At 36.4% G+C, this 20,820-nt stretch carries 21 protein-coding genes, 2 tRNA genes and 1 pseudogene; 11 read left to right on the top strand and 13 right to left on the bottom strand.

Translation table 11 applies throughout. From position 1 onward, the window contains the following. Nucleotides 1-50 precede the first annotated feature (50 nt). A pseudogene (locus tag B9J78_05585) lies at nt 51-509 on the bottom strand (hypothetical protein). Nucleotides 510-1,028: 519 nt separating this feature from the next. On the opposite strand from B9J78_05585, the gene B9J78_05590 reads away from it, so the two are divergent. The 11 genes from B9J78_05590 (at nt 1,029) to B9J78_05640 (ending at nt 8,348) form a co-directional block, all read left to right on the top strand. After that, nucleotides 1,029-1,391 carry a hypothetical protein gene (locus B9J78_05590; protein ID MBA2124387.1) on the top strand — a complete coding sequence of 121 codons (363 nt, stop codon included), beginning with the start codon at nt 1,029-1,031 and terminating at the stop codon, nt 1,389-1,391. Between the two features lie 36 nt (nt 1,392-1,427). After that, nucleotides 1,428-1,946 carry a hypothetical protein gene (locus B9J78_05595; GenBank protein ID MBA2124388.1) on the top strand — a complete coding sequence of 173 codons (519 nt, stop codon included), beginning with the start codon at nt 1,428-1,430 and terminating at the stop codon, nt 1,944-1,946. Beyond that, the gene (locus B9J78_05600) at nt 1,943-2,350 is read left to right on the top strand and encodes a hypothetical protein (protein ID MBA2124389.1); all 408 of its coding nucleotides are present in this window, start codon (nt 1,943-1,945) and stop codon (nt 2,348-2,350) included. Before B9J78_05595 ends, B9J78_05600 begins: the two co-directional genes overlap by 4 nt. 9 nt (nt 2,351-2,359) lie before the next feature. Then, nucleotides 2,360-2,447 (top strand) — tRNA-Ser (locus B9J78_05605). A 225-nt stretch (nt 2,448-2,672) separates the two neighbouring features. Beyond that, nucleotides 2,673-2,882 (top strand): hypothetical protein, encoded by a 210-nt coding sequence (locus B9J78_05610; GenBank protein MBA2124390.1) that lies wholly within the window; start codon nt 2,673-2,675, stop codon nt 2,880-2,882. Nucleotides 2,883-2,884: 2 nt separating this feature from the next. Continuing rightward, the gene (locus B9J78_05615) at nt 2,885-4,039 is read left to right on the top strand and encodes a hypothetical protein (GenBank protein ID MBA2124391.1); all 1,155 of its coding nucleotides are present in this window, start codon (nt 2,885-2,887) and stop codon (nt 4,037-4,039) included. A 1-nt stretch (nt 4,040) separates the two neighbouring features. Further along, nucleotides 4,041-4,703 carry a hypothetical protein gene (locus tag B9J78_05620; GenBank protein ID MBA2124392.1) on the top strand — a complete coding sequence of 221 codons (663 nt, stop codon included), beginning with the start codon at nt 4,041-4,043 and terminating at the stop codon, nt 4,701-4,703. 279 nt (nt 4,704-4,982) lie between these two features. Then, entirely contained in the window at nt 4,983-5,600 is a 618-nt protein-coding gene (locus B9J78_05625; protein MBA2124393.1) for a hypothetical protein, read from the top strand. Then, nucleotides 5,597-5,902 carry a hypothetical protein gene (locus B9J78_05630; GenBank protein MBA2124394.1) on the top strand — a complete coding sequence of 102 codons (306 nt, stop codon included), beginning with the start codon at nt 5,597-5,599 and terminating at the stop codon, nt 5,900-5,902. Before B9J78_05625 ends, B9J78_05630 begins: the two co-directional genes overlap by 4 nt. Then, nucleotides 5,890-7,173 carry a histidine--tRNA ligase gene (locus tag B9J78_05635; GenBank protein MBA2124395.1) on the top strand — a complete coding sequence of 428 codons (1,284 nt, stop codon included), beginning with the start codon at nt 5,890-5,892 and terminating at the stop codon, nt 7,171-7,173. The genes B9J78_05630 and B9J78_05635 overlap by 13 nt, the downstream gene beginning before the upstream one ends. 14 nt (nt 7,174-7,187) lie before the next feature. After that, a complete protein-coding gene (locus tag B9J78_05640; GenBank protein ID MBA2124396.1) occupies nt 7,188-8,348 on the top strand; it encodes a deoxyguanosinetriphosphate triphosphohydrolase in 1,161 nt (386 codons plus the stop codon). Nucleotides 8,349-8,367: 19 nt separating this feature from the next. On the opposite strand, the gene B9J78_05645 is transcribed toward B9J78_05640, so the two are convergent. From B9J78_05645 to B9J78_05700, 12 genes are all read right to left on the bottom strand, one after another. Further along, nucleotides 8,368-9,669: a hypothetical protein gene (locus B9J78_05645; protein ID MBA2124397.1), complete on the bottom strand. Its 1,302-nt coding sequence runs from the start codon at nt 9,667-9,669 to the stop codon at nt 8,368-8,370. A 105-nt stretch (nt 9,670-9,774) separates the two neighbouring features. Next, a complete protein-coding gene (locus B9J78_05650) occupies nt 9,775-11,061 on the bottom strand; it encodes a hypothetical protein (GenBank protein ID MBA2124398.1) in 1,287 nt (428 codons plus the stop codon). A gap of 355 nt (nt 11,062-11,416) precedes the next feature. Next, a tRNA-Ser gene (locus B9J78_05655) sits at nt 11,417-11,510 on the bottom strand. Nucleotides 11,511-11,639: 129 nt separating this feature from the next. Then, nucleotides 11,640-12,095: a tRNA adenosine(34) deaminase TadA gene (locus B9J78_05660; protein MBA2124399.1), complete on the bottom strand. Its 456-nt coding sequence runs from the start codon at nt 12,093-12,095 to the stop codon at nt 11,640-11,642. Next, nucleotides 12,037-12,642, bottom strand: a complete 606-nt coding sequence (locus tag B9J78_05665) for a hypothetical protein (protein MBA2124400.1) — start codon at nt 12,640-12,642, stop codon at nt 12,037-12,039. The genes B9J78_05660 and B9J78_05665 overlap by 59 nt, the downstream gene beginning before the upstream one ends. Next, nucleotides 12,639-13,556, bottom strand: a complete 918-nt coding sequence (locus tag B9J78_05670; protein MBA2124401.1) for a UDP-glucose 4-epimerase — start codon at nt 13,554-13,556, stop codon at nt 12,639-12,641. Before B9J78_05670 ends, B9J78_05665 begins: the two co-directional genes overlap by 4 nt. A gap of 57 nt (nt 13,557-13,613) precedes the next feature. Next, nucleotides 13,614-14,288: a glycosyl transferase gene (locus tag B9J78_05675; GenBank protein ID MBA2124402.1), complete on the bottom strand. Its 675-nt coding sequence runs from the start codon at nt 14,286-14,288 to the stop codon at nt 13,614-13,616. A gap of 144 nt (nt 14,289-14,432) precedes the next feature. Beyond that, nucleotides 14,433-14,831: a hypothetical protein gene (locus B9J78_05680; protein ID MBA2124403.1), complete on the bottom strand. Its 399-nt coding sequence runs from the start codon at nt 14,829-14,831 to the stop codon at nt 14,433-14,435. Nucleotides 14,832-14,846: 15 nt separating this feature from the next. Then, nucleotides 14,847-15,248: a hypothetical protein gene (locus B9J78_05685; GenBank protein MBA2124404.1), complete on the bottom strand. Its 402-nt coding sequence runs from the start codon at nt 15,246-15,248 to the stop codon at nt 14,847-14,849. A gap of 443 nt (nt 15,249-15,691) precedes the next feature. Continuing rightward, nucleotides 15,692-17,170 carry a rhamnulokinase gene (locus B9J78_05690; protein MBA2124405.1) on the bottom strand — a complete coding sequence of 493 codons (1,479 nt, stop codon included), beginning with the start codon at nt 17,168-17,170 and terminating at the stop codon, nt 15,692-15,694. A 187-nt stretch (nt 17,171-17,357) separates the two neighbouring features. Then, nucleotides 17,358-19,925, bottom strand: coding sequence for an alpha-glucan phosphorylase (locus B9J78_05695; protein MBA2124406.1), 2,568 nt, complete (start codon nt 19,923-19,925; stop codon nt 17,358-17,360). A gap of 168 nt (nt 19,926-20,093) precedes the next feature. Continuing rightward, nucleotides 20,094-20,771 carry a hypothetical protein gene (locus B9J78_05700; GenBank protein ID MBA2124407.1) on the bottom strand — a complete coding sequence of 226 codons (678 nt, stop codon included), beginning with the start codon at nt 20,769-20,771 and terminating at the stop codon, nt 20,094-20,096. Between the last annotated feature and the right edge of the window lie 49 nt (nt 20,772-20,820).

Here is a 20,820-nt window from a genome sequence, read left to right on the forward strand (position 1 = left end):
AAATGTTAAATATCAAACATCATTTAAATTCTCTACCGCTTGCCAATTCCTTACAATATTGGTAAATATTCAGACAGTTTATAACTTGTAACCTGTGTCCTGTATCTATCCCATTTTTTTTCTTATTGGCAATCAATATATTAAATATATGGTCACCGGGTGCTTTTCTTACCACTTCACTTTTTTCAGTTATTGCAACTGCTTCTTTCAAACTATCCGGTAGTGAATCTATACCTTTTTTCGCTCTTTCTTTATTTGTCATTATAAATATATCTTCTTCAACAGGCGCAATAAACTCATATTTTTTCTCTATCCATCCCTTCAAGTCCAGCAGCAAGCATTACACTGAATGCAAGATATGGATTGCAGGCAGGGTCAGGGGCCCTGTATTCTATACAGGTTGCCTTTTCTTTGACCGGTTTATACTGTGGAATCCTTATAAGCACAGATCTGTAAATCACAGCCTTATAAATTTTACACCTTTCTTCTTCGCCATTTTTAAAACATATTGCTTATCCTTCCCTTTTGTGTTCTTCATATTTCCCCTTTCCCCTTACCTTGAAGCCCGTTTGCTTACAATTGTGTGGCAAAAGTTCTCTTGAAAATCATAAATCATATTATATGCCTATGCTATTTAAAGTTCAATAAATCTTTTTGAGCTGTTTGTATGTTATTAATTTGTCAAGATGTTAAACTTTTAATTTTTTAAAATGCTAAACATTTTGATAAGTTAGTAACACAAATTTCGGTTACCTGCTTAAATGGCTTGACACAGCAACAGGCAGAAATGGTTTGAGAGTGAGGGTTTTATCATAAAAAAGTATTGAATTTTAAGGATTTTATGACATAATAAAAATATGGCATCAGAGGTAATATTTATTCCTGTGGAGGTAAAAAAAATAGAACAAAGAAGCACCCTTACATCAAGATATGAAAGGGTGCTTAAAGGTTTTACAACAAAGTGGAACCTAAAAGACAAGACCATTGCTATCAAATTCCACAGAGGCAGGTAACAAACATACACATCAATCCATCCAACATTTATAAGAAGAACTGTTCAAATTGTAAAAGAGTGTGGTGGTAACTGTTTCCTTACAGATTCTGCAGGTGGTGCAAATTATAGTATCGGTTATACAGAAGATGTGTTTGGCTGTCCTATATATCCAGCAGCAGGGATAAACGACAGATACTTTTACAAAAAAAAGACAGGTTCTAATATTATCCCTTACATAGAAGTAGCGGGATTTTTAAATGATGCTGATTTTCTTATAAATCTTTCTCATTCAAAAGGACATGGGAACTGTGCGTATGGGGGTGCAATTAAAAATCTTGCTATGGGAGGTGTAACAGCAAACACCAGAAGAGACATTCATTCTGTTATGTCTAAATAATATGAATGGGATAAAAAACTTTGTATATATTGTAAAATGTGCCTTAAAAATTGCAGAGGAAATGCAATAAGATTTGATAAGGACAAAAATCTTACTATTGACCCTCATTTCTGCGTATATTGCGGAAGGTGTGTCGCAATATGCCCTGAAAAAGCAATAAAAGTTGATGAAAGTTTTTGGCCAAGATTTCAATGTGCACTTGCAATATCTGCAAAGGAGGTTTTAAAAACCTTCACGAAGCAAAACATCCTCCATATAAATATTATTATGAATATAACTGCCCTTTGTGATTGTTTCGGTATGGGACAACCTTCAATAGTGCAGGATATAGGAATAATGTTTTCCAAAAATATATCTGCAATAGAAAAAGCAACCCTTGATAAAATCGGTCAGAAACAATTGTTTGAAAATGCAATGCCCGGCAAAAGAAAATTTATACAAGAAGAGGTTCACCCATTTAAGAAAGCATGGGGAAAAGACCCGTATGTCCAGATAACAGAAGCAGAAAAAATAGGGATTGGGAAAAGCAAATACATAATTAAAAAGGTAATATGAAAAAATTTGAAATTTTTACACAACGGAAAACAGAATTTATTAATATAACAAAACAGGTTCAGGATATAATAACATCCTCAGACATAGATGAAGGTATGTGTCTTATTTTTATCCCCCATACAACAGCGGCACTTACTGTAAATGAAATTGTAGATCCGGATGTTGTCTCTGACATAATAAACCATCTTGAAAGAATTGTTCCTGAAAAATGTCAGTACACACATAAGGAAGGAAATTCAGATGCACACATAAAAAGCAGTTTTATAGGTTGTAATGTCACAATTCCTGTTGTGAAAGGGAAGATGGCACTTGGAACCTGGCAGGGTGTACACTTTTGTGAATTTGACGGACCAAGAACAAGGCTGGTTTATGTAAAAATGATAAAAGATGCGGTAAACATCTGATAACAAAAAGGAGAGGTGGCAGAGCGGTTGAATGCGGCGGTCTTGAAAACCGTTAGGCTAAAAGGCCTCAGGGGTTCGAATCCCTTCCTCTCCGCCATTTTTGCAAAGTAAAAATGGCGGTGTCTTTTAGTTAAAGTCCGAACTTTTTTTGAGCAAAATCCACTTGCAGGTTTTGAGTAATCCCGCCCACCCCAAGTTCCGCCTTGCTGGACAGCAGGCAGGCAATAATAAGAAACTCCTTAATTTTGTTGTCTGTTTTATTAAAATTTGTTATCATACAATTACATAGAATTATGGCAGAACAATTTAATGTCATCAAATTATGGAAAATAAACAAGAAAATAAATTAGAAAAAAATAAATTTTTTTGGCTTAAACTTGAACTTTCGCAGGACGAATTCGCAAGGAAAGCGGATATTCCCTATACCACGTTTACCAAAGTGGAAACCGGCATAATCAAAAAACCATCGGTCTTCGTTATGGCAAAGTTAGCCAAAGTGCTTGGTGTTAATATTGAGGATTTAATAAAGTAGCTATGGCGAATACAAAAAACCTAAAACTATTAGACAATATTCAATTTATTTATGAGATTGCTTTGGCAAGGTTGGAATTACAATCATTTAATCCCAATCTAAAAGTTACAAACGATTTTAGGGAATTTGAGCTAAAAGACGATGGCAATTTTGATGTGCTAAAAAGAAGACTCGCATATTTTAAGACAATAGATGGTGATTATTCCGATTATTACTATTTACAAAAATATAACCAAACAAAATCGGTTAATCAGTATATAACTCATTGGATTTATCCGTATAAAGGCAAATTTCACCCCCAAATGATTAGAGCATTGATGAATATTATAAAAATCAAACATGGCGAAACATTGTTTGACCCGTTCGTTGGAAGTGGCACTGCTGTTTTAGAAGCCCAGATATTAGGGGTAAATGCAATAGGATTAGACATAAGCCCGCTTTGCGTTCTTATTTCAAAGGTCAAAACAGAATCTGTTGATGTTCTTGATGAAATTAAAAAATATAAAGATTTTTATCTCTTCAAAAAAAATGGTAGAGAGCCAAATGATGAAAGGATAAAAAATTTTTACAAGGTCGCTGAAATGATGGCACATAGCGACCAATCAAGAAGAGGCAAAATTTTTGAATCTTCATTTGTTAGCGACGCCTTAAAAATGATCGCTTCTGTTGAAGATTATAGCAATGCGATTAAAAAACATAATTTAAAAATAGGCAAGACAAAAATTATGGAGGGCGACGCTAGAAAAATAAACTTGAAAGATGAATCTGTAGATGGAATTATTACATCTCCGCCATATTCTGTTGCCCTAAACTATGTTGCTAACGATGCTCACTCATTAAAAGCGCTCGGATACGATTTAGACAAAATAAAAGAAGACTTTATTGGTGTTCGCGGGACCGGATTAAATAAATTTGAACTATACGACAAGGATATGGAAAAAGCGTATAGTGAGATGTATAGAGTTTTAAAGAAAGATAAATATTGTGTTGTGGTTATAGGAAATGTGACTTTTCAAGGTCAAGAGCTAAACACTACTCAAAATGTAATTGAGTACTGTGAAGAAATAGGTTTTAAGACCATTAAGAAAATGGAAAAAATAATCTACGGCTTATATAACGTTATGCAAAAAGAATATATTTTAATTTTTCAAAAATAATATGGAACAAAATAACTACATAAAACAATTAGAAGAAACAATTTCAAAATTTCTAAAGCCATTAAAGGATATTTCTTTCCCCATTGCTATAAAAGCCATTTCCGGACATGAAGTTTTGGCTTTTGATAAAAATGGCCGAGAGGACAAAGAATTATTAAGCCGTCTTACAAAAGCAATGGATATCGCAGTTAGAAATGCTTACAAAACAGGAATTTCAACAGCAAGACCAAATGAGGTTGGCAATCATATAGAGTCTTTTGTAAAAGACGCGCTCAATAACATAGGCATGAAAGCGGAAATCCCCCTAACTTCAAATGGTAGACACCAAAGCGCTGGCTACCCAGATGTTTTTATTAAAGATATTGATAGTAGAATAACATATTTAGAGTGTAAAACTTATAATCAAAAAAGTATCGGTTCATCTTTTAGGGCATTTTATTTTCAACCTTCCGAAAGTTCTAAAATTACTCACGATGCACGGCATTTAATGGTTGGTTTTGAAATAGTTAGAGAAAAACGAAATGGAAAATCTATTTTTGTCCCGATTCATTGGAAACTTTATACGCTTGAAAAAGTGCTGGTACAAGTTAAGCATGAATTTAACGCAAGCAATAAGGGAATGTATAAACCCGAGGCGTTATTGGCTGAAGGTGGAATTAAATAAAAGAATTTGCCGCCAAATTGAATAAAGCTCGGGGTTCCGCTAAAAGTGGGATTAGAAAAACCCCGAAGTGGAAGCCTACGGCTTCACTACGTGGCAGGCTTGAAATCGTCCCCCAGTAGTAGAGGCTTCGTTTCACTACGGGGTAAAGATTTTTTCAAATACACACCGCCATTTTTGCTTTGCAAAAATGGCAGAGCAATTGAGCAATAGATAATAGAACAATAGACCGAAATTGCCCAATTGCGGTCTAATGCTCTACTGCCCAAGGGATGGGCTAATATGCTTGGGGAGAGAACAAAGAAATGTACAAACCCAAAGCATCATTATCCGAGGGTAAAACTTTTAAAGGAAGAAAATATGAGGGATAAGGAAATTGATTTAAGGTATAATACTCTTGAAAGGATTATAGAACAGTGGAACAATCTTCGGGATATATATAGAAAAATATATAATGAAAAAAAGCTTGGGCCTGAGGAAGAAAATGCCTTTCTTAAAACAAAAGAATTTCTTGCAAAACAGTATTATCTTGTCCAGCAGTTGGTAAAAGAATACAATGCCGGTGAAGAAAGGATAGATATTGTTCTTGCTGCACTGATCAGTGTTGATACTATACCCCAGATATCAGAACTTCAGATAAAAAAGATTGATAATGATTGGCATATAACATATCTTTCTATGAACAGAGTTATGGGTATACTGGAATCTAAAAAAGATAAACTTGCACATACAAGCGCGGTGGGTCTGTTTTTGAAGAAAATATTTCTCAATCCATTCTTAAATCTTTTGGTACTTATAGTTGTAATAATTGTTCTTTATCTTGTGTCAGTAAATGTATTTCAGTTAGATAAAATATTAAAACCAGTTCCGGAAGAAAAAACAGAGGAGGGACCAAAATGAGAAAAAGAGATTTGGTTGTTAAAATTGCCGAGCAAACAGGTATCAAACAAAAAGAGGTTACAAAGTGTATCCAGAAATTTCTTGATCTTTCAATGGAACTGCTTGCAAGTGGAAAAAGGTTAGAACTCAGGGATTTTGGTGTTTTGAAGGTGGTGAAAAGAAAATCAAGACTTGGGAGAAATCCAAAAAAACCTGAACAGACTGTACAAATACCTGAAAGAAAGGTTGTTGTATTTAAACCAGGAAAATTGATGAAACAAACAATAATAAAAAGCAATAAAGATTGCCTGTGGAAAAATTAAAAATGCAGAATTCAATAATAAGACGAATTAAGGGAACTGATGATATACTGCCCAGAGAGGTCAATGAATGGTCAAATATTGAAGGGTGTGCCCGTAAGACTTTTTCAATATATAGATATCAGGAAATAAGAACACCTGTTTTAGAACAGACCGGACTTTTTGTAAGAGGAGTGGGATCAGAAACAGAAATTGTCCAGAAACAGATGTACACATTTCAGGACAGGGCAGCAAGAAACATATCCTTAAGACCAGAAGGCACCGCACCCATAATAAGAGCATACCTTGAAAATCAGATTGGTCTAAATGGTTCTCTTGTAAAAGTTTTTTATATACAACCTATGTTTAGAGCAGAAAGACCACAGGCAGGAAGAAACAGACAATTCCATCAGATAGGAGCAGAAGCAATAGGCTCGTATAGTCCTCTTCTTGATGTTGAAATGATTGCTCTGAACCGTTCAGTATTGTTGTCGTTCGGTATTGAAGATTTTATAATAAAATTAAATAGTGTTGGTTGCAAGGAAGATAAAGAAAAGTATTCCAAAATTTTATATGAACACATCTCTGCAAAACAGGAATTTCTCTGTTCGGATTGCAAGGCAAGGTTAAACCAGAATCCGCTACGGATACTTGATTGCAAGGTTCCCAAGTGTAGGGAGATTGTAAAAGGGTCGCCTCCTCTTATTTTAATCCAGTGTAAAGAATGTAAAGATCATTATGAAAACTTAAAGCAGGGCCTGTCCGCATTAAATATAAGGTATGAACAGGATAATCATCTTATAAGAGGACTTGACTATTATACAAAGACTGTGTTTGAGATTGTGCATAGTAGACTCGGTTCACAGGATACCATATCTGCTGGGGGCAGATATGATAACCTTGTTGAAGAATTAGGCGGAAAACCCACAGGGTGTTGTGGATTTGCAATAGGTGTAGAAAGAGTTATAATTTTAAGAAAAGTTCTTAACATATCCTTGCAAGAAAAAATATCTGCTCTTACATTTATAGCAACAATAGATGAGGATGGGCGCCTGAAAGGACTTTCACTATCTGAGGCAATAAGAAGGTTTTCAATGCCCGTAGCAATGGATTTTCAAGGAAGGAGTTTGAAATCACAGATGAGGTATGCAAACAAACTGGGCGCAAGATGGGTAATAATCATAGGGGAAGATGAAATGAAAAATAATTGTGTTACGATAAAATTGATGACAGATGGAGTACAGGAAACACTACCGTTTGATGTCCATAAAATTGTTGAAAAATTAAAAGGATAACCTTTATAATGAAGATTGACAAAAACATATTAGAACAAAGAGAAGAAAAGATGTTATCTATGTGTGCCTGTAAGAGTAAAACCTCACGGGGAAGAAAATATTCTGAGAAAGACGATATTTTCAGAACCCATTTCCAGAGGGACAGAGACAGGATTATACACTCAATGGCCTTTAGACGCCTTCAGTACAAGACGCAAGTATTTGTTTTCCATGAGGATGATTATTACAGGACAAGATTAACACACACAATGGAAGTTGCACAGATTGCAAGGTCAATTGCAAGGGCATTGGGCTTGAATGATGATCTAACAGAGGCAATAGCACTGGCACATGATATAGGACATACACCGTTTGGACATTGCGGAGAAGATGCACTGCATGAGATTATGAAAGATTCCGAAGGGTTCGAACATAACTTACAAGGTTATAGGGTTGTTACATCAATTGAACAAAGATATGCAGAATTTCCTGGTCTTAATCTTACATGGGAGGCAAGAGAAGGGATATTAAAGCACTCAACCCCTTTTAATAAACTAAAGATTCTGCAGATTGCACCAGAAATACAGGATTTTGGTCTTGAGAGCCCGCCTACACTTGAGGCTCAGGTTGTAGATATCGCAGATGAGATTGCTTATGATAGCCATGATCTGGATGACGGACTTGCAAGCGGACTTGTGCATGAAAATCAACTGTCTGAGGTTGAACTGTGGAACAGGCAGAACAAGAAAATAAAAGAAATTTATACGGCAATATCCTGGCCTATAAGAAGGAATCTTGTTGTAAAAAGTATAATAAACATTGAAATAACGGACATAATACATGGAACATCAGAGAAAATAAAAGACTTAAAAATTGAAGATGTTTGTTCAATGGATAAAAGAATTGTTGGATTTAGCCAAGAGCTTGAAGAACATAGGATACCTTTAAAAAAGTTTCTTCTTGAAAATCTTTACAGACATTTCAAGGTTGTTAGAATGTCAGAGAAACACAAAAGGTTTATAAAAGAATTATTTGATGTATATAAATCAAACAAGCAACAGCTTCCGCTGTCGGTTCAGAAGCGGGCAGAAAAAATAGGGCTTAAAAGAAGCATTGCAGACTATATTGCAGGTATGACAGACAGGTTTGCGCTTGATGAATATGATAAACTTTTTGACCCCCACCAGAAGGTGTAATTACATGCGAGGTTATATACTATTTATTTTGCATTGAGTTTAACAGGGTTTTAGGATCAAGTGCCCCTACAACCGTTCCTTTTTTATTCTGTATAATAATAATCTGAGCTTTTAATTTTTCAACCTGTTCCAGAACAAGCCTAACAGATATATCAGGGCGGACAACCAGAATTTGTTTATTCACAAATTCAGAGATTTTTTGTTCCAACTCTTTTTCAAGTGTTATTTTTGTAAGAACCGGAACAGGTTTTCCCAGTTCAAGAATCCTTTGTTTTATATATGCATAAAATTTATATGTGGGTATTCTTTCAAAACTTATGAGCATAGAATGATATGGTTCTGCCTTTATAAAGTGCATATGGTTCTGCAGAGCGCATTCATTTGTTGATGTATCTATCATAACAAGATAACGAAGGCTTGAGTCTGGAACTTCCCCTTCCATCCCTTCTGGTATTGCAGAAAGATATGTTAATTGCTTTGTTTGTTCTTGTGTGGGATTTAGTTCGGGGAACATACCTTGAAGTTGTTTTGCAATTTCATTATCTCTGTCTCTAAACTGGATTGCATATTTTTCCAAAGTATCTACTGCATCGGCAAGAAAAATCCCTATCGCAACATCTACACTATAAAGAAACCCCGCTGTAATAAACGCTGCATCGTCAGACTCACCAGGCCCACGTTTGTGTCTTATATATAAATACCTGAGGTTTTTTAAATCTGTTCCTGCATCTGCGTCTACAATCAATCCGCTCCTGTGAAATTCTTCTAGTTCTTGTTCATGTTCTTCATGCGCCAACACCTCAGCATCAAGCCCCATTGCATTCATCACATTTAAATCAACGGTATATAACTTACCATAACCTATTCTTACATTATAGTATTCCTCTGTCAGATGTCTTATCTGTGGATCATCTCTAAGCCCGCCTAATATAAATCCTTTTATGATATCCTTGCCTTTGAAAAATCTGTTCTTAAGAAATTTCAAACTAAGAAGCGGATAGCCTTTTTTATCAATAAGTTGTACCCCATCAGAAGATATGCAAACATTTTTTACAAAATATTCAATATTATCTATCAGTGTCTGTCTTTGTTTTCTTATTTCCAAGGGGTCCATATCCAGGGCTTCAACAATATCCTCAATGGTTGTATTTACATACCTTCTCTTAAGAAATGAACCCGCTCCATTGTGCGCCCTTCCTTCTATAGATTGAAGAAATAACAGCCCTGCTGTGTCAGAATCTACAGCAAGTCTTTCGCCAGATGTAAGAAGATTCCAGTCAGCCCTTATCAATTCTGGCGGTGCAACATTATGGCGTTTCACATCCTCTCTTCAATTGTCCGGGTTAGTGAACAGATAGATCCTAATAGTCTAAAAACCTCATCAGTGGCTTCTCTTCTCTTGCGCCCCTTACCCTCCGTCATCAGTTTAATGATTTATAATATAAACATTTGTTGATAAGGAGAATTCTTTTCCGTTGAAATCGTAAACAGTTTCACCTAAAAAAGCCATAAAGCCCAATTCTGGTCTTTTAATTTTATGTGGATAGTCAGAGCCTTTTGAGGTAACATCAAATTCTTGCCAGGTAGCATCCCGGAAATCCCTGGTTGGCGATTCGGCCTTCCAGAGGACTATTTTCTTGGGTTTTATCTCAGTATCAGTGGAGATAGAGAACTCTACAAATTCATCTTTCTCTTTGTACTGCCAGGAAACCTTAGGAAATTTAATTTGTCCGGCCGTTTTTAGAAAAAAAGCGCTAATAACATTCCACACTTTTACAATATTCCCTTCCATGCCATGTCCTGAATTTGGACCATAGAATATATACTTTTCGCCAATAAGGCCATCGTAATAAATGTTAAGAGCATCAAGAGGCCAATATCGGTCATTGGTACCTATTATGATAAGACTGGGAACTGTAATTCTGTCCCGGTAAAAGTAGGGGTCAACAAGATTGGACAATTCTATCCCTTCTTCTTTTTCTAAAAGCTGAGGCAAATTCTTTTCCGTATAGTCTGATATTTTCTCGCTATATGCGCCCCAGGTATTGATCTGGTGCTGCATCTGCTCCGGAAGATTAAGATTATCATATACAATCGGAGCTATGGCCTTTACCCTCGGGTCAACCACTGCGGTAAGCCATGTGGTCCATCCTCTTTTGGAGGCGCCAGCTGTTAAAAATCCTGATACATTTATACTCAATTCCTGTTCAGCAAATTCTTGAATCGCATCCATAGCCTTTATCGCGCTTTTTGTCATTGGAAAAAGAAGAGGCCAACTTTTATCACGCGTCTCAAGATACTTCACAAAAGTATAAGAAATAAGCCCATCTTCTCTGAGACCGTCAAACAATGGCTGATTGGGTACATCGTAAAGCACGGCGAAAAGTCCTCCCGTATCAGTGGCAGTTTTTACTCCGAGTAAAAGAATTTCTTCCCTGACCCGCCCGCTTCCCGTTATTAATAACAAGCATAGAGAAGGATTCGTTAATTTCTTGGGTTTTATAATCATTAACCTGTGTTCCCAAGTAATACCTTGCCATTTTTGCGAGGTCAGTTTAAGCTCAAATCCTACCGCGTCTTCAAAAAGGTCCTGCCGAGAAACTTTTTCCCATTGGAAAACTCTGTCGTCCATCTTGACATATTCAAAAATATCGGCATGCAAAAAAGTTGGCAAAAATATCAAAATCATACTTATTACAATAAACTTTTTCATTTAATCATCCTCTTCTTAAAGTTGGGAAATTTTCACCCCTTTAGCGAAACTCCGGGCTTTGCTCGGCTTGGCGGCAAATTCCTTTTACAATTTAACCAACACCTTTAATATTTTCTCGGATTGCTTTCTTTTGTTTTTCTGCATTTTCTTGTAACTATTCAGCCCCATAATAATGATAGCGTAATAGTTTAGTTTCTCCAAAAGCTAGGTTCGGTGTACCACATTTCATTAAACCTGTCAAGCACAATTTTTGGGAAAACTTAACTCGATTCATGGTATAATTATCCTAACACATATCTCAGGTTCATGTCAAGTAACATGCAAGCAGGCTGAATAGTTACCATTTTCTAATAACTGGCGGAGAGGCTGGGATTTGAACCCAGGAGCCCGCTTTGAGGCAGGCTAATCGCTTAGCAGGCGATTGCTATCGGCCACTCAGCCACCTCTCCAAAAACATAGTAGACAGTAGACAGAAGGCAGCAGGTAGGGAAAAAGTATCCCTTCTCACCCAGAGGGTGCCAAAAAGGAGGGTGGGTGGATTATATTTTTCCTATCTCCTATCTATTACCTTCTACCTACTATTTGCCCCTTTTTTGTTTAAAAAATTCTTGAAGGATTGACCTGCATTCTTCTTCAAGAATGCCTTTTTTTATCTGTATCCAATGATTCATACTTTTGTGGTGTGTAATATTTATTACGCTTCCACACGCACCTGCTTTTTCATCCATTGTTCCTATAATAAGTCTTTTTACTCTTGCAAGGACAAGTGCCCCCGCACACATTGCACAGGGTTCTTTTGTTACATAAACATCTGTTTCAACTAACCTTTCATTTTTTAGTGCTCCTGCTGCCTGTGTTATTGCAATCATTTCTGCATGTGCTGTCGGGTCTTTAAGTTTTATTATCTGATTTCTTGCTTTCCCGATAATGCTACCATTGTATATTATGACACATCCTACCGGAACCTCATTTTCCTCAAATGCAATCTTTGCCTGTTTTAAGGCCTGTTCCATCCACATAATATCTTGTTTCATTTTTTAAGACTATATTTTTTACCGCTTCAAGAAGGTTTTTGGCAACATGCTCAGGTTTTTCTTCCCACTCCTTCATTTCATCTACTGATTTTGTATGCCCCGAAAGAACAACTATGGCACTTAATCCTGCTGAATGTCCAGTCTGGACATCCGAAAGCCTATCTCCTACAAAAAAAATACCCTTTTTATCGCCTTTATAATTTTTCAGAACCTTTTCAATAAGCCCTGTCTTAGGTTTTCTGCATTCGCATCTGTCATCCGGTTTATGTGTGCAATAATAAAAACCATCAATCCTTCCTCCGTTTAATATTACAGTTTGTTTAATCTTTGTCGTTATTTTTACAAGAGCCTCTTTTGTAAGTGTTCCTCTTCCAACCCCTGACTGATTTGATATAACATATACCCTGTATTTTTTTTCATTAAGAATCCTTAAAGCTTTTAAAGCAGGTTTTAGTATGTGCAAATCTTTAATAGAGTTTACACATAAAGCCTCTGCAGGGTCCTTATTTAAAACGCCGTCTCTATCAATAAATATTATTTTTTTCACTTGTTCTTAAAATATTCAACTGTTTTTTTAAGTCCCTGTTCAAGTTCTACGGATGAAGACCAGCCTAATTCTTTTATTGCAAGATGTGCATCCAATGTGCTTTTTTGAAGTTCACCCTTTCTTGGCTTTTTATAATCCGGTTTTTTATTAAAACCTATGATGTGTGAAAGATTTTTATAAAGCCAATTGACAGATGTTCCTTTACCTGTGCCGATATTAAATATTGAATGCCTACCGCTATACTTTAGTGCAAGTATATTTGCTTTTACTACATCTTCCACATACACATAATCCCTTGTCTGCCGTCCATCTCCAAATATGGTAGGAACCTTTCCCTCTAACATTTTTTGTATAAATATTGCAACAACTCCTGCCTCACCATGAGGGTCCTGTCTTGGTCCATATACATTACCGTATCTTAACGCGATATAATTAAGGCAATAGATATTTTTATAATATAGCAAATAAAGTTCCGCCGATCTTTTTGATACACCATATGGAGAGAAAATATTTATAGGGGATGTTTCAGGCGCAGGTATAATATCAGCCTCACCATACATGACCCCTCCGCTTGATGCAAATATAAATTTTCTTACACTACATTTTATTGAATTTTCAAGAAGGTTTAAAGTCCCTATTATATTTATACCTGCATCAAACCTTGGGTTGCAGATAGATTTTCTTACATCTATCTGTGCCGCATGGTGAGAAACAATATCAGGTTTTTCTTTTTCAAATACTTTTTCCAGATCATCCTGAATGTCTATCTTATAAAATCTTGCCCCTCTGGGTATGTTAGATTTTTTACCCTGAGAAAGGTTGTCAATAATACTTACACTGTGTCCTTCTTCTATAAATTTTTGTGCTACCCAGGAACCGATGAACCCTGCCCCACCTGTTACAATTATTCTCATAATTCTCCAAATTAAAAATCATTAAATATTTGACGGGTCTGGAAACTCCCCGACCCGTCATATATATAATTTAAACAATATCCATAGTGTTCTTAAACCATCTTTCCAGCCTATCTTTTTACCTTGATGATAAGTTCTTCTTTGATATGAAACAGGAATCTCATTTATCTTAAAACCTTTTTTAAGAACTTTTACAGTAATTTCTGCTTCTACCTCAAAATGTTTTGATTTAAGATTTATCTGTTTAATTATGCTGCTTCTAAATACCTTATAACAGGTTTCCATATCCGTAAGTCTGGACCTGTATAAAATATTTGTAAGAAATGTAAAAAACGCATTTATTAATCTGTGGAAAAAACCTGTAACCTTTTTATTATTTAAAAAACGAGAGCCATATACAACATCTGCTTTACCATCTGTAATGGGCTGAATAAGGTGTATTATTTCTTCTGGCTTATATTCGAGGTCTGCATCCTGGATTGTGATTATATCACCTGTTGCAATTAAAATTCCTGTTCTTATTGCAGAGCCTTTACCTTCGTTCTTTGCCTTTCTAAATATTTTTATATCGGGTTTTGATGTAAACTGTTTTAATATGCTTTCTGTTTTGTCTGTTGAACCATCATCAATAACTATAATTTCTTTATTTATCGGAAGTTTAAGAAGTTTTTGTAAAACAATTCCAACGGTTTTTTCTTCATTATACACCGGAACAATAATTGATGTTTTCACTTAAATAAGGATTAAATCTCAATTTGACTTTTGTTTTATTTCAATATACTTCGCATAACTTATAAACTAATATAGCCTATGAGCATAACCTCTATTTGACAAAAACAAGCATTTTATATTTTTTATATCAAGGTTATTCTACTGTTACAGATTTTGTAAGATTTCTTGGCTGGTCCACATCACAGCCCCTGAAAACAACAGTATAATATGCAAGCATCTGCAAGGGATTGCAACAAATATCGGAGAAAACATCTCGGTAACATCAGGCAGGTATATCACATAATCCGAGATAGATTCTATATCTTTATCCCTTTCTGTTGTCCATCTTGTATGTCCGATGCCAAAAGAAGAGGGTGTATAATTTTTAATCAGTAATTTATTTAACTTTTTAAGTTTTCCACCGCTTTTTACAAAAGATATATTTCCGTTATCCAAGTATGCTATACCTGATGAGTTATATTCTCTGTACTCTAACCTTGAAAGCCCTCCTATAATTATTTTAATTGCATCCTTTTTACCAATATATCTTACTATTTTGCACATATTCTCCCTCTTATTTTAAGAGCTTGTTGCCAATACCAAAATTTGCATCAATATAAAAAGCACTGCAAAACCTATACCGAAAAATGCAAATCCCTCACCCTTGCTCTTTTTATTTTTTATTTGATATAATGCAATTATTCCAAAAACAACGGCAATAAGTCCCAATAAAATTCCCCATTCAGGTATTATTGCAGAAAAACCAAGCATAAATGAGATTACCGCATTAGAGTTGACAGAATTGGGGTCTGACACAGGAAGATTATGTTTAAAACCTTCGGGCTTATCTTCACGATTACCAAAAACTGTGACGGCAACAGAACCCAATGAAAAACATATTATGAAAAATGTTAAAAACGCACCCGCAACAGGAAGCATCTGAATAAAAGCAATAGCAATGAACTCAAGTATAATATCCATACCAAAATCCCATTCTGTACAGATGTTTCTGCCTGTCTAAGTCCGCCTGCCCCGACTTGTTTGGGGATGGACAAAAAAGATTTTCTTAACGCGCTTCCAGTTGCAACAGAAGTTCCGATAAACCCGAGTACCAAACCTGCGACAAGGATAATAAAATAAAATGAAAGAAGCAATATTCCTGTTATTGAGAAAAAAAGAAAAACTGCAACAGGTAATATTAGAAAGGTAGATAATAAACCAAAAACAAGTACCCTGCCAGGCATTTTCAATATACAGTTTCGGAAAGTTAAAGTTTGTTTTTTAAAAAAAGCCGCGACTATAATATAAAAGAATCCCGAGCCAAAATACAAATGCCCTGAATGTGGTAAATCCAAAAACGGGGCTATATTTTCTTATAAAAAGATTTGAAAATAACCTTCCTCTTAATAACATGCGCCATTATTTTAGAAGATGCTACTTATTATTTTTTTATATCTTATGTACGCTTCATTCCAACTATCTGCATCTTTGGGTTTATATTCCTGTATCGGAAAAGATTTTCTTACAATTGTCCTTAAATGTTCTATTGATTGAACCTGTTTGGTTTGATATGCCTGTATAAGAATATTCCCAACAGCGGTTGCTTCAACAGGTCCGGATAAAACTATTCTATTTGTTGCATTGGCTGTAAATTGAGATAAAAGTTCGTTTTGAGAACCTCCGCCTACAATATGTATAACCTCAATATTTTTATCTACGAGTTCTTCAATCTGTTCAATAGTTGCTCTATATGTAAGCGCAAGGCTTTCTAAACAACATCTTGTAATAGAGGAAATATCTTTTACAAATTTTTGACCTGTATGCTGACAGAACTCTTGTATCTGTAGGGTCATATCTTTTGGTGCTATAAATTCTTTGTTGTTGGGGTCTATAAACATCTGAAACGGTTTTGCAAGTTTTGCCATTTTTGTCAGTTGAGGATATGTATAGGTCATGCCTTTTTTTTCCCATATCTTCCTACACTGCTGAATAAGCCACATACCCATAATATTTTTAAGAAATCTATATGTATCTGCAAAACCGCCTTCATTGGTAATATTATAAAAAAGAGCCTTTTGAGTAAGTATCGGTTGTTTTATCTCCACACCTAAAAGAGACCATGTTCCTGAACTTATGTATGCCCAGTTATTCCCTTGTGCTGGAACTGCTGCAACCGCACAAGCAGTGTCGTGTCCTGCTGTTGTAATCACAGGAATATCTTTCACCTTTAATTCTTCTGATATATAAGGAAGAAGTTTTGAAGAATGTAGGCCCGGTCGGACAACGGGGGGAAGAATTCTGACAGGTATCTTGAGTTTTTCAATAATTTCTGTTTCCCAGTTATTTTTTACCGGATTAAACATCTGGCTTGTTGTTGCAATTGTAAATTCCTCTTTTTTCTCACCTGTTAAAAGAAACCTAAAAAGGCTCGGCATCATTAACATAGTTTCTGCATTTTCAAGAAGGCAAGGATTGTTCTTTACCATTGACAGTAATTGAAAAACTGTATTTATCCTCATAAACTGTATGCCTGTCTTTTCGTAAAATCTTTCTTTTGATACAAACTTTAAAGCCTCTTCTATCATTCCTTGTGTTTTTAAATCCCTGTAATGGTAGGGACTGCTCAAGAGAACATCGTTTTTCCCGATAAGACCAAAATCAACTCCCCAGGTGTCTATACCGAGCCCATAAATATTTCCTTTTGTTTTTTTAACAACACTTTTAAGAGAATTTTTCATCTCCAAAAACAAACCCAGCACATTCCAGTGTAATCCATCAGGAAGCATAGCGGGAATATTGGAAAATCTACTAACTTCTTCAAGATGCACCTTGCTGTCCTTTAAATTTGCGACTATTGTTCTTCCGCTTTCAGCACCTAAATCAAATGCAACATATGTTGACATATCCCTCCTTTTTATAGGTGACATGTGACAGGTGACTGAAAAACATTGCAAGCCTTAAAATTCACAACACCCAGGGGGTGCTCTGGTGTGCTGCTGGTGCCCGGGGGGTTCCTGTCACCTGTCACATGTTGCCAGAGCATCAGTTGCGCGTCACCATTTTTTCCCCTACCTACTACCTGCTATTTTCTCATCCCCACACAACAAATCCTGGTTCAAACCTGTTTATCAAATCAGGATGAGAAGGTAGAACACGGATAGAGTAACCGATATGTCCGGTGGTCTGACAAGTAATACAACCACAGAAAAGATAAGAACCCGACATTTTTGGGGTAGATGCCTCCTCTTTTTTCCATTCCATATCTATCGGTTCTCCATCTGGTATCTCTCCGTCTACATCTACCCTGCCCGCATATATCTGGACACATACATCATCGGGGCTTAAATCTCCGAGGTGGACAATTGCCTCAACAGAAAGTTTAGAACCTGTTTTTAAGTTTGTAGTTTCACCCTCGTTCACGCTTTCTATTTTGACAGATTGCCAACCAAATTTTATCTTCTGTTTCCAAGAACTAAGTTCTTTTGCTTTCTGAAAATTATTTTTTGATAAGGATTTTACATCTTCATATGCGGGCAGGTATTTCTTCTCTAAATATTCTTTTACCATTCTATGTGTGTTAAACACAGGACCCATTTTTTTTATCGCATTTTTCATTCTTTTTATCCATTCTCTAGGAAGACCGTCTCTGCTCCTTTCGTAAAAAAGAGGTACTGCTTCTTTTTCAATAATATCATACAGCCTGTTTGCCTCAATCTGGTCTTGATATTTATGGTCTGTGTATTCTTCTCCAAATCCTATTGTCCATCCGGTATTTTCTCTCTCAGCCTCACACCACCACCCATCAAGCACACTTATATTAAGAACACCATTTATATTTGCCTTCATTCCGCTTGTGCCGCTTGCCTCAAGAGGCCTTCTGGGAAGATTAAGCCATGCATCGCAACCCTGAACAAGATACCTCGCAACATTTAAATCATAGTCCTCAATAAAAACAACCCTGCCCTGCAACCTCGGCTCTTTTATAAAATGTAAAAGTTCCTTTATCATCTGTTTTCCAGGATTATCCTTAGGATGAGCCTTGCCTGCAATTATTATCTGAACAGGGAAATTGCTATTTACAATCTTTGCAAGCCTTTCAATATCCTGAAATATAAGGACAATCCTTTTATATGTTGCAAATCTTCTTGCTATACCGAGGGTAAATGCCTCGGGATTTAGTATGTCCTCAATTGCTTTTAATTCAGAAGATGGGATGTTCTTTCTGATACCTTCTTCAACAAGTCTCTGTCTTGTAAAAACAACAAGTCTTTCTCTTCTTCTTTCATGTGTCTTCCACAATTCAAGAGAGGGGATTTTATCAATCTTTTCCCAAACCTCCTGGTCGGGCGGATCAGATACCCAGCGGGGTCCTAAATACCTATCAAAAAGCGCTGCCATATCGTAGGATATCCATGTCTTTACATGCACACCATTTGTTATTGAATCAATGGGTATTTCCTTTACTGGCAATTTCTGCCATATATTCTTCCACAATTTCTGACTCACTGTCCTGTGAATCTGACTTACACCGTTTGACCCTGTTGAAAGTTTCAGAGCAAGAACAGTCATTGAAAACATCTCTTTATCATCTTCAGGATTTTGTCTTCCAAATGCGAAAAATTCTTTTTTTGTTATACCAATCTTTTGTATAAAATTGTCAAAATATTTTATAACCATATCAGGAGCGAACACATCGTTTCCGGCTGGAACAGCTGTATGTGTTGTAAATATGCTCCCGGCAGAAACAATCTCACAGGCTTGTGAAAACGAAATCTTTTCTTCTTCAACAAGCTCTCTTATCCTCTCAAGTAAAAGAAACGAAGAATGACCCTCATTCATATGAAAGATATTGGGGGAAAGCCCCATTTGCCTTAATGCTTTTATGCCTCCTATACCAAGCACTATCTCCTGCCTGATTCTCATATCCTGATCACCGCCGTATAGATGCTGTGTGATTTCTCTTGCCCAGGGAGGATTTGAAATAAACGAAGTATCAAGAAAATAAAGAGGCACCCTTCCAACATCAAGCCTCCATATATGTGCAAATGCCTGTCCTTGCGGAAAATTTAATTCAATCTCAAGGGGGTTTCCTTTCTGGTCCTCAACCCGCTGCAGAGGCAATTGATAATAATCTATGTCCCTGTATACTTCCTGTTGCCATCCATCTGTATCAAGCCTCTGGTGGGAATATCCTCTCCTGTAAAGAAGTCCTATCCCAACCATTGGGATACCAAGGTCGCTTGCAGACTTTAAGTAGTCTGCTGCAAGAACACCGAGCCCTCCTGAATAAATGGGAAGAGACTCATGAAATCCGTATTCTAAAGAAAAATATGCCATCTGGGCAGGATGTTTGGAACCATAAACATTCTGGAACCAGCCGTCTTTTTTCAGGTATACATCAAGTCGGTCTACAACTTTTTTAAGATAGCTGCTAAATGCCTCGTCCTCTTTAGCCTCCTTTAATTTATCCTGTTGTATCCGCCCAAGCAATTCTATAGGATTATGATAGACCTTCTCCCACAAATCCCTTTCAAGTCTCCTGTATAATTCAAGGGATTCAGAATCCCATGTCCACCAAAAGTTATATGACAATTTTTTAAGCCCTGCCAATTCTTTTGGTAAAGCAGGCATTACAATAAATGACTTGGCTGCTTTCATATCCCCCCCATCGCATAATATGTTACTGGTTAATAACTTGTATCCGTGACGGTGATCCGTGACGGCCACCGGCACCAGTGCACCAGAGCACCAGTTGCTCTTTAAAGCCCTATGGGATTATTTTAGAGTCTGATGAGTTTTTCATCAAACCATATTGTACCTTTTCTGCTATTTTCCTTCAATAAGGGTCTTTATATCCTTCGGAAGCGGAGACTTAAAAGCCATAATGCGACCTGTTTTAGGATGCCTTATCTCAAGTTTTGATGAATGCAATGCCACCCGCCTGAATTTTACAGGATACCTGTTTGCAATTGCATATTTTCTTTCACCCACTACGGGATGTCCAATATACGCAAGATGAACCCTTATCTGGTTTGTCCTTCCTGTCTGAGGCTGGATCTCAAGAAGTGTTAAGTCAGGAAGATACTGAAGAACCCTGTATAGTGTAACAGAGGGCTGACTTGCAATTGTGCTTCTTGTTGCAAATACTTTATGTGTATTTGGATCCGTTGCAAGAGGAATATCAACTTTTCCCTTTTTTTCTTGGACATAGCCCTGAACAACCGCAAGGTATATCCTTTTTATTGTATGATGACGAAACTGAAGGGTAAGCCGCTCCAAACTGTTTTTGTTGAAAGCAAAAATAATAATACCGGATGTTTCTCTGTCAATTCTGTGAACAGGGCTTGCCGGACTTAAGTTTTTACTTTTTAAAAATTCATTAAGAATATGGACAAGTGTATGTTTTTCCTTTTTTGGCGTGGGAACAACAAGAAGTCCGGAAGGTTTATCAATAACAATAATATCTTCGTCTTTATAAATTACTTTAAACGGAAGAACCGCCATTTCTATTCAAAGTCCTCTTCCATATCTCCCATACCCTGTATTTTTTTTA

The organism is bacterium Unc6 (assembly GCA_013626165.1).
GTDB lineage: Bacteria > Omnitrophota > Gorgyraeia > Velesiimonadales > Velesiimonadaceae > Velesiimonas > Velesiimonas alkalicola.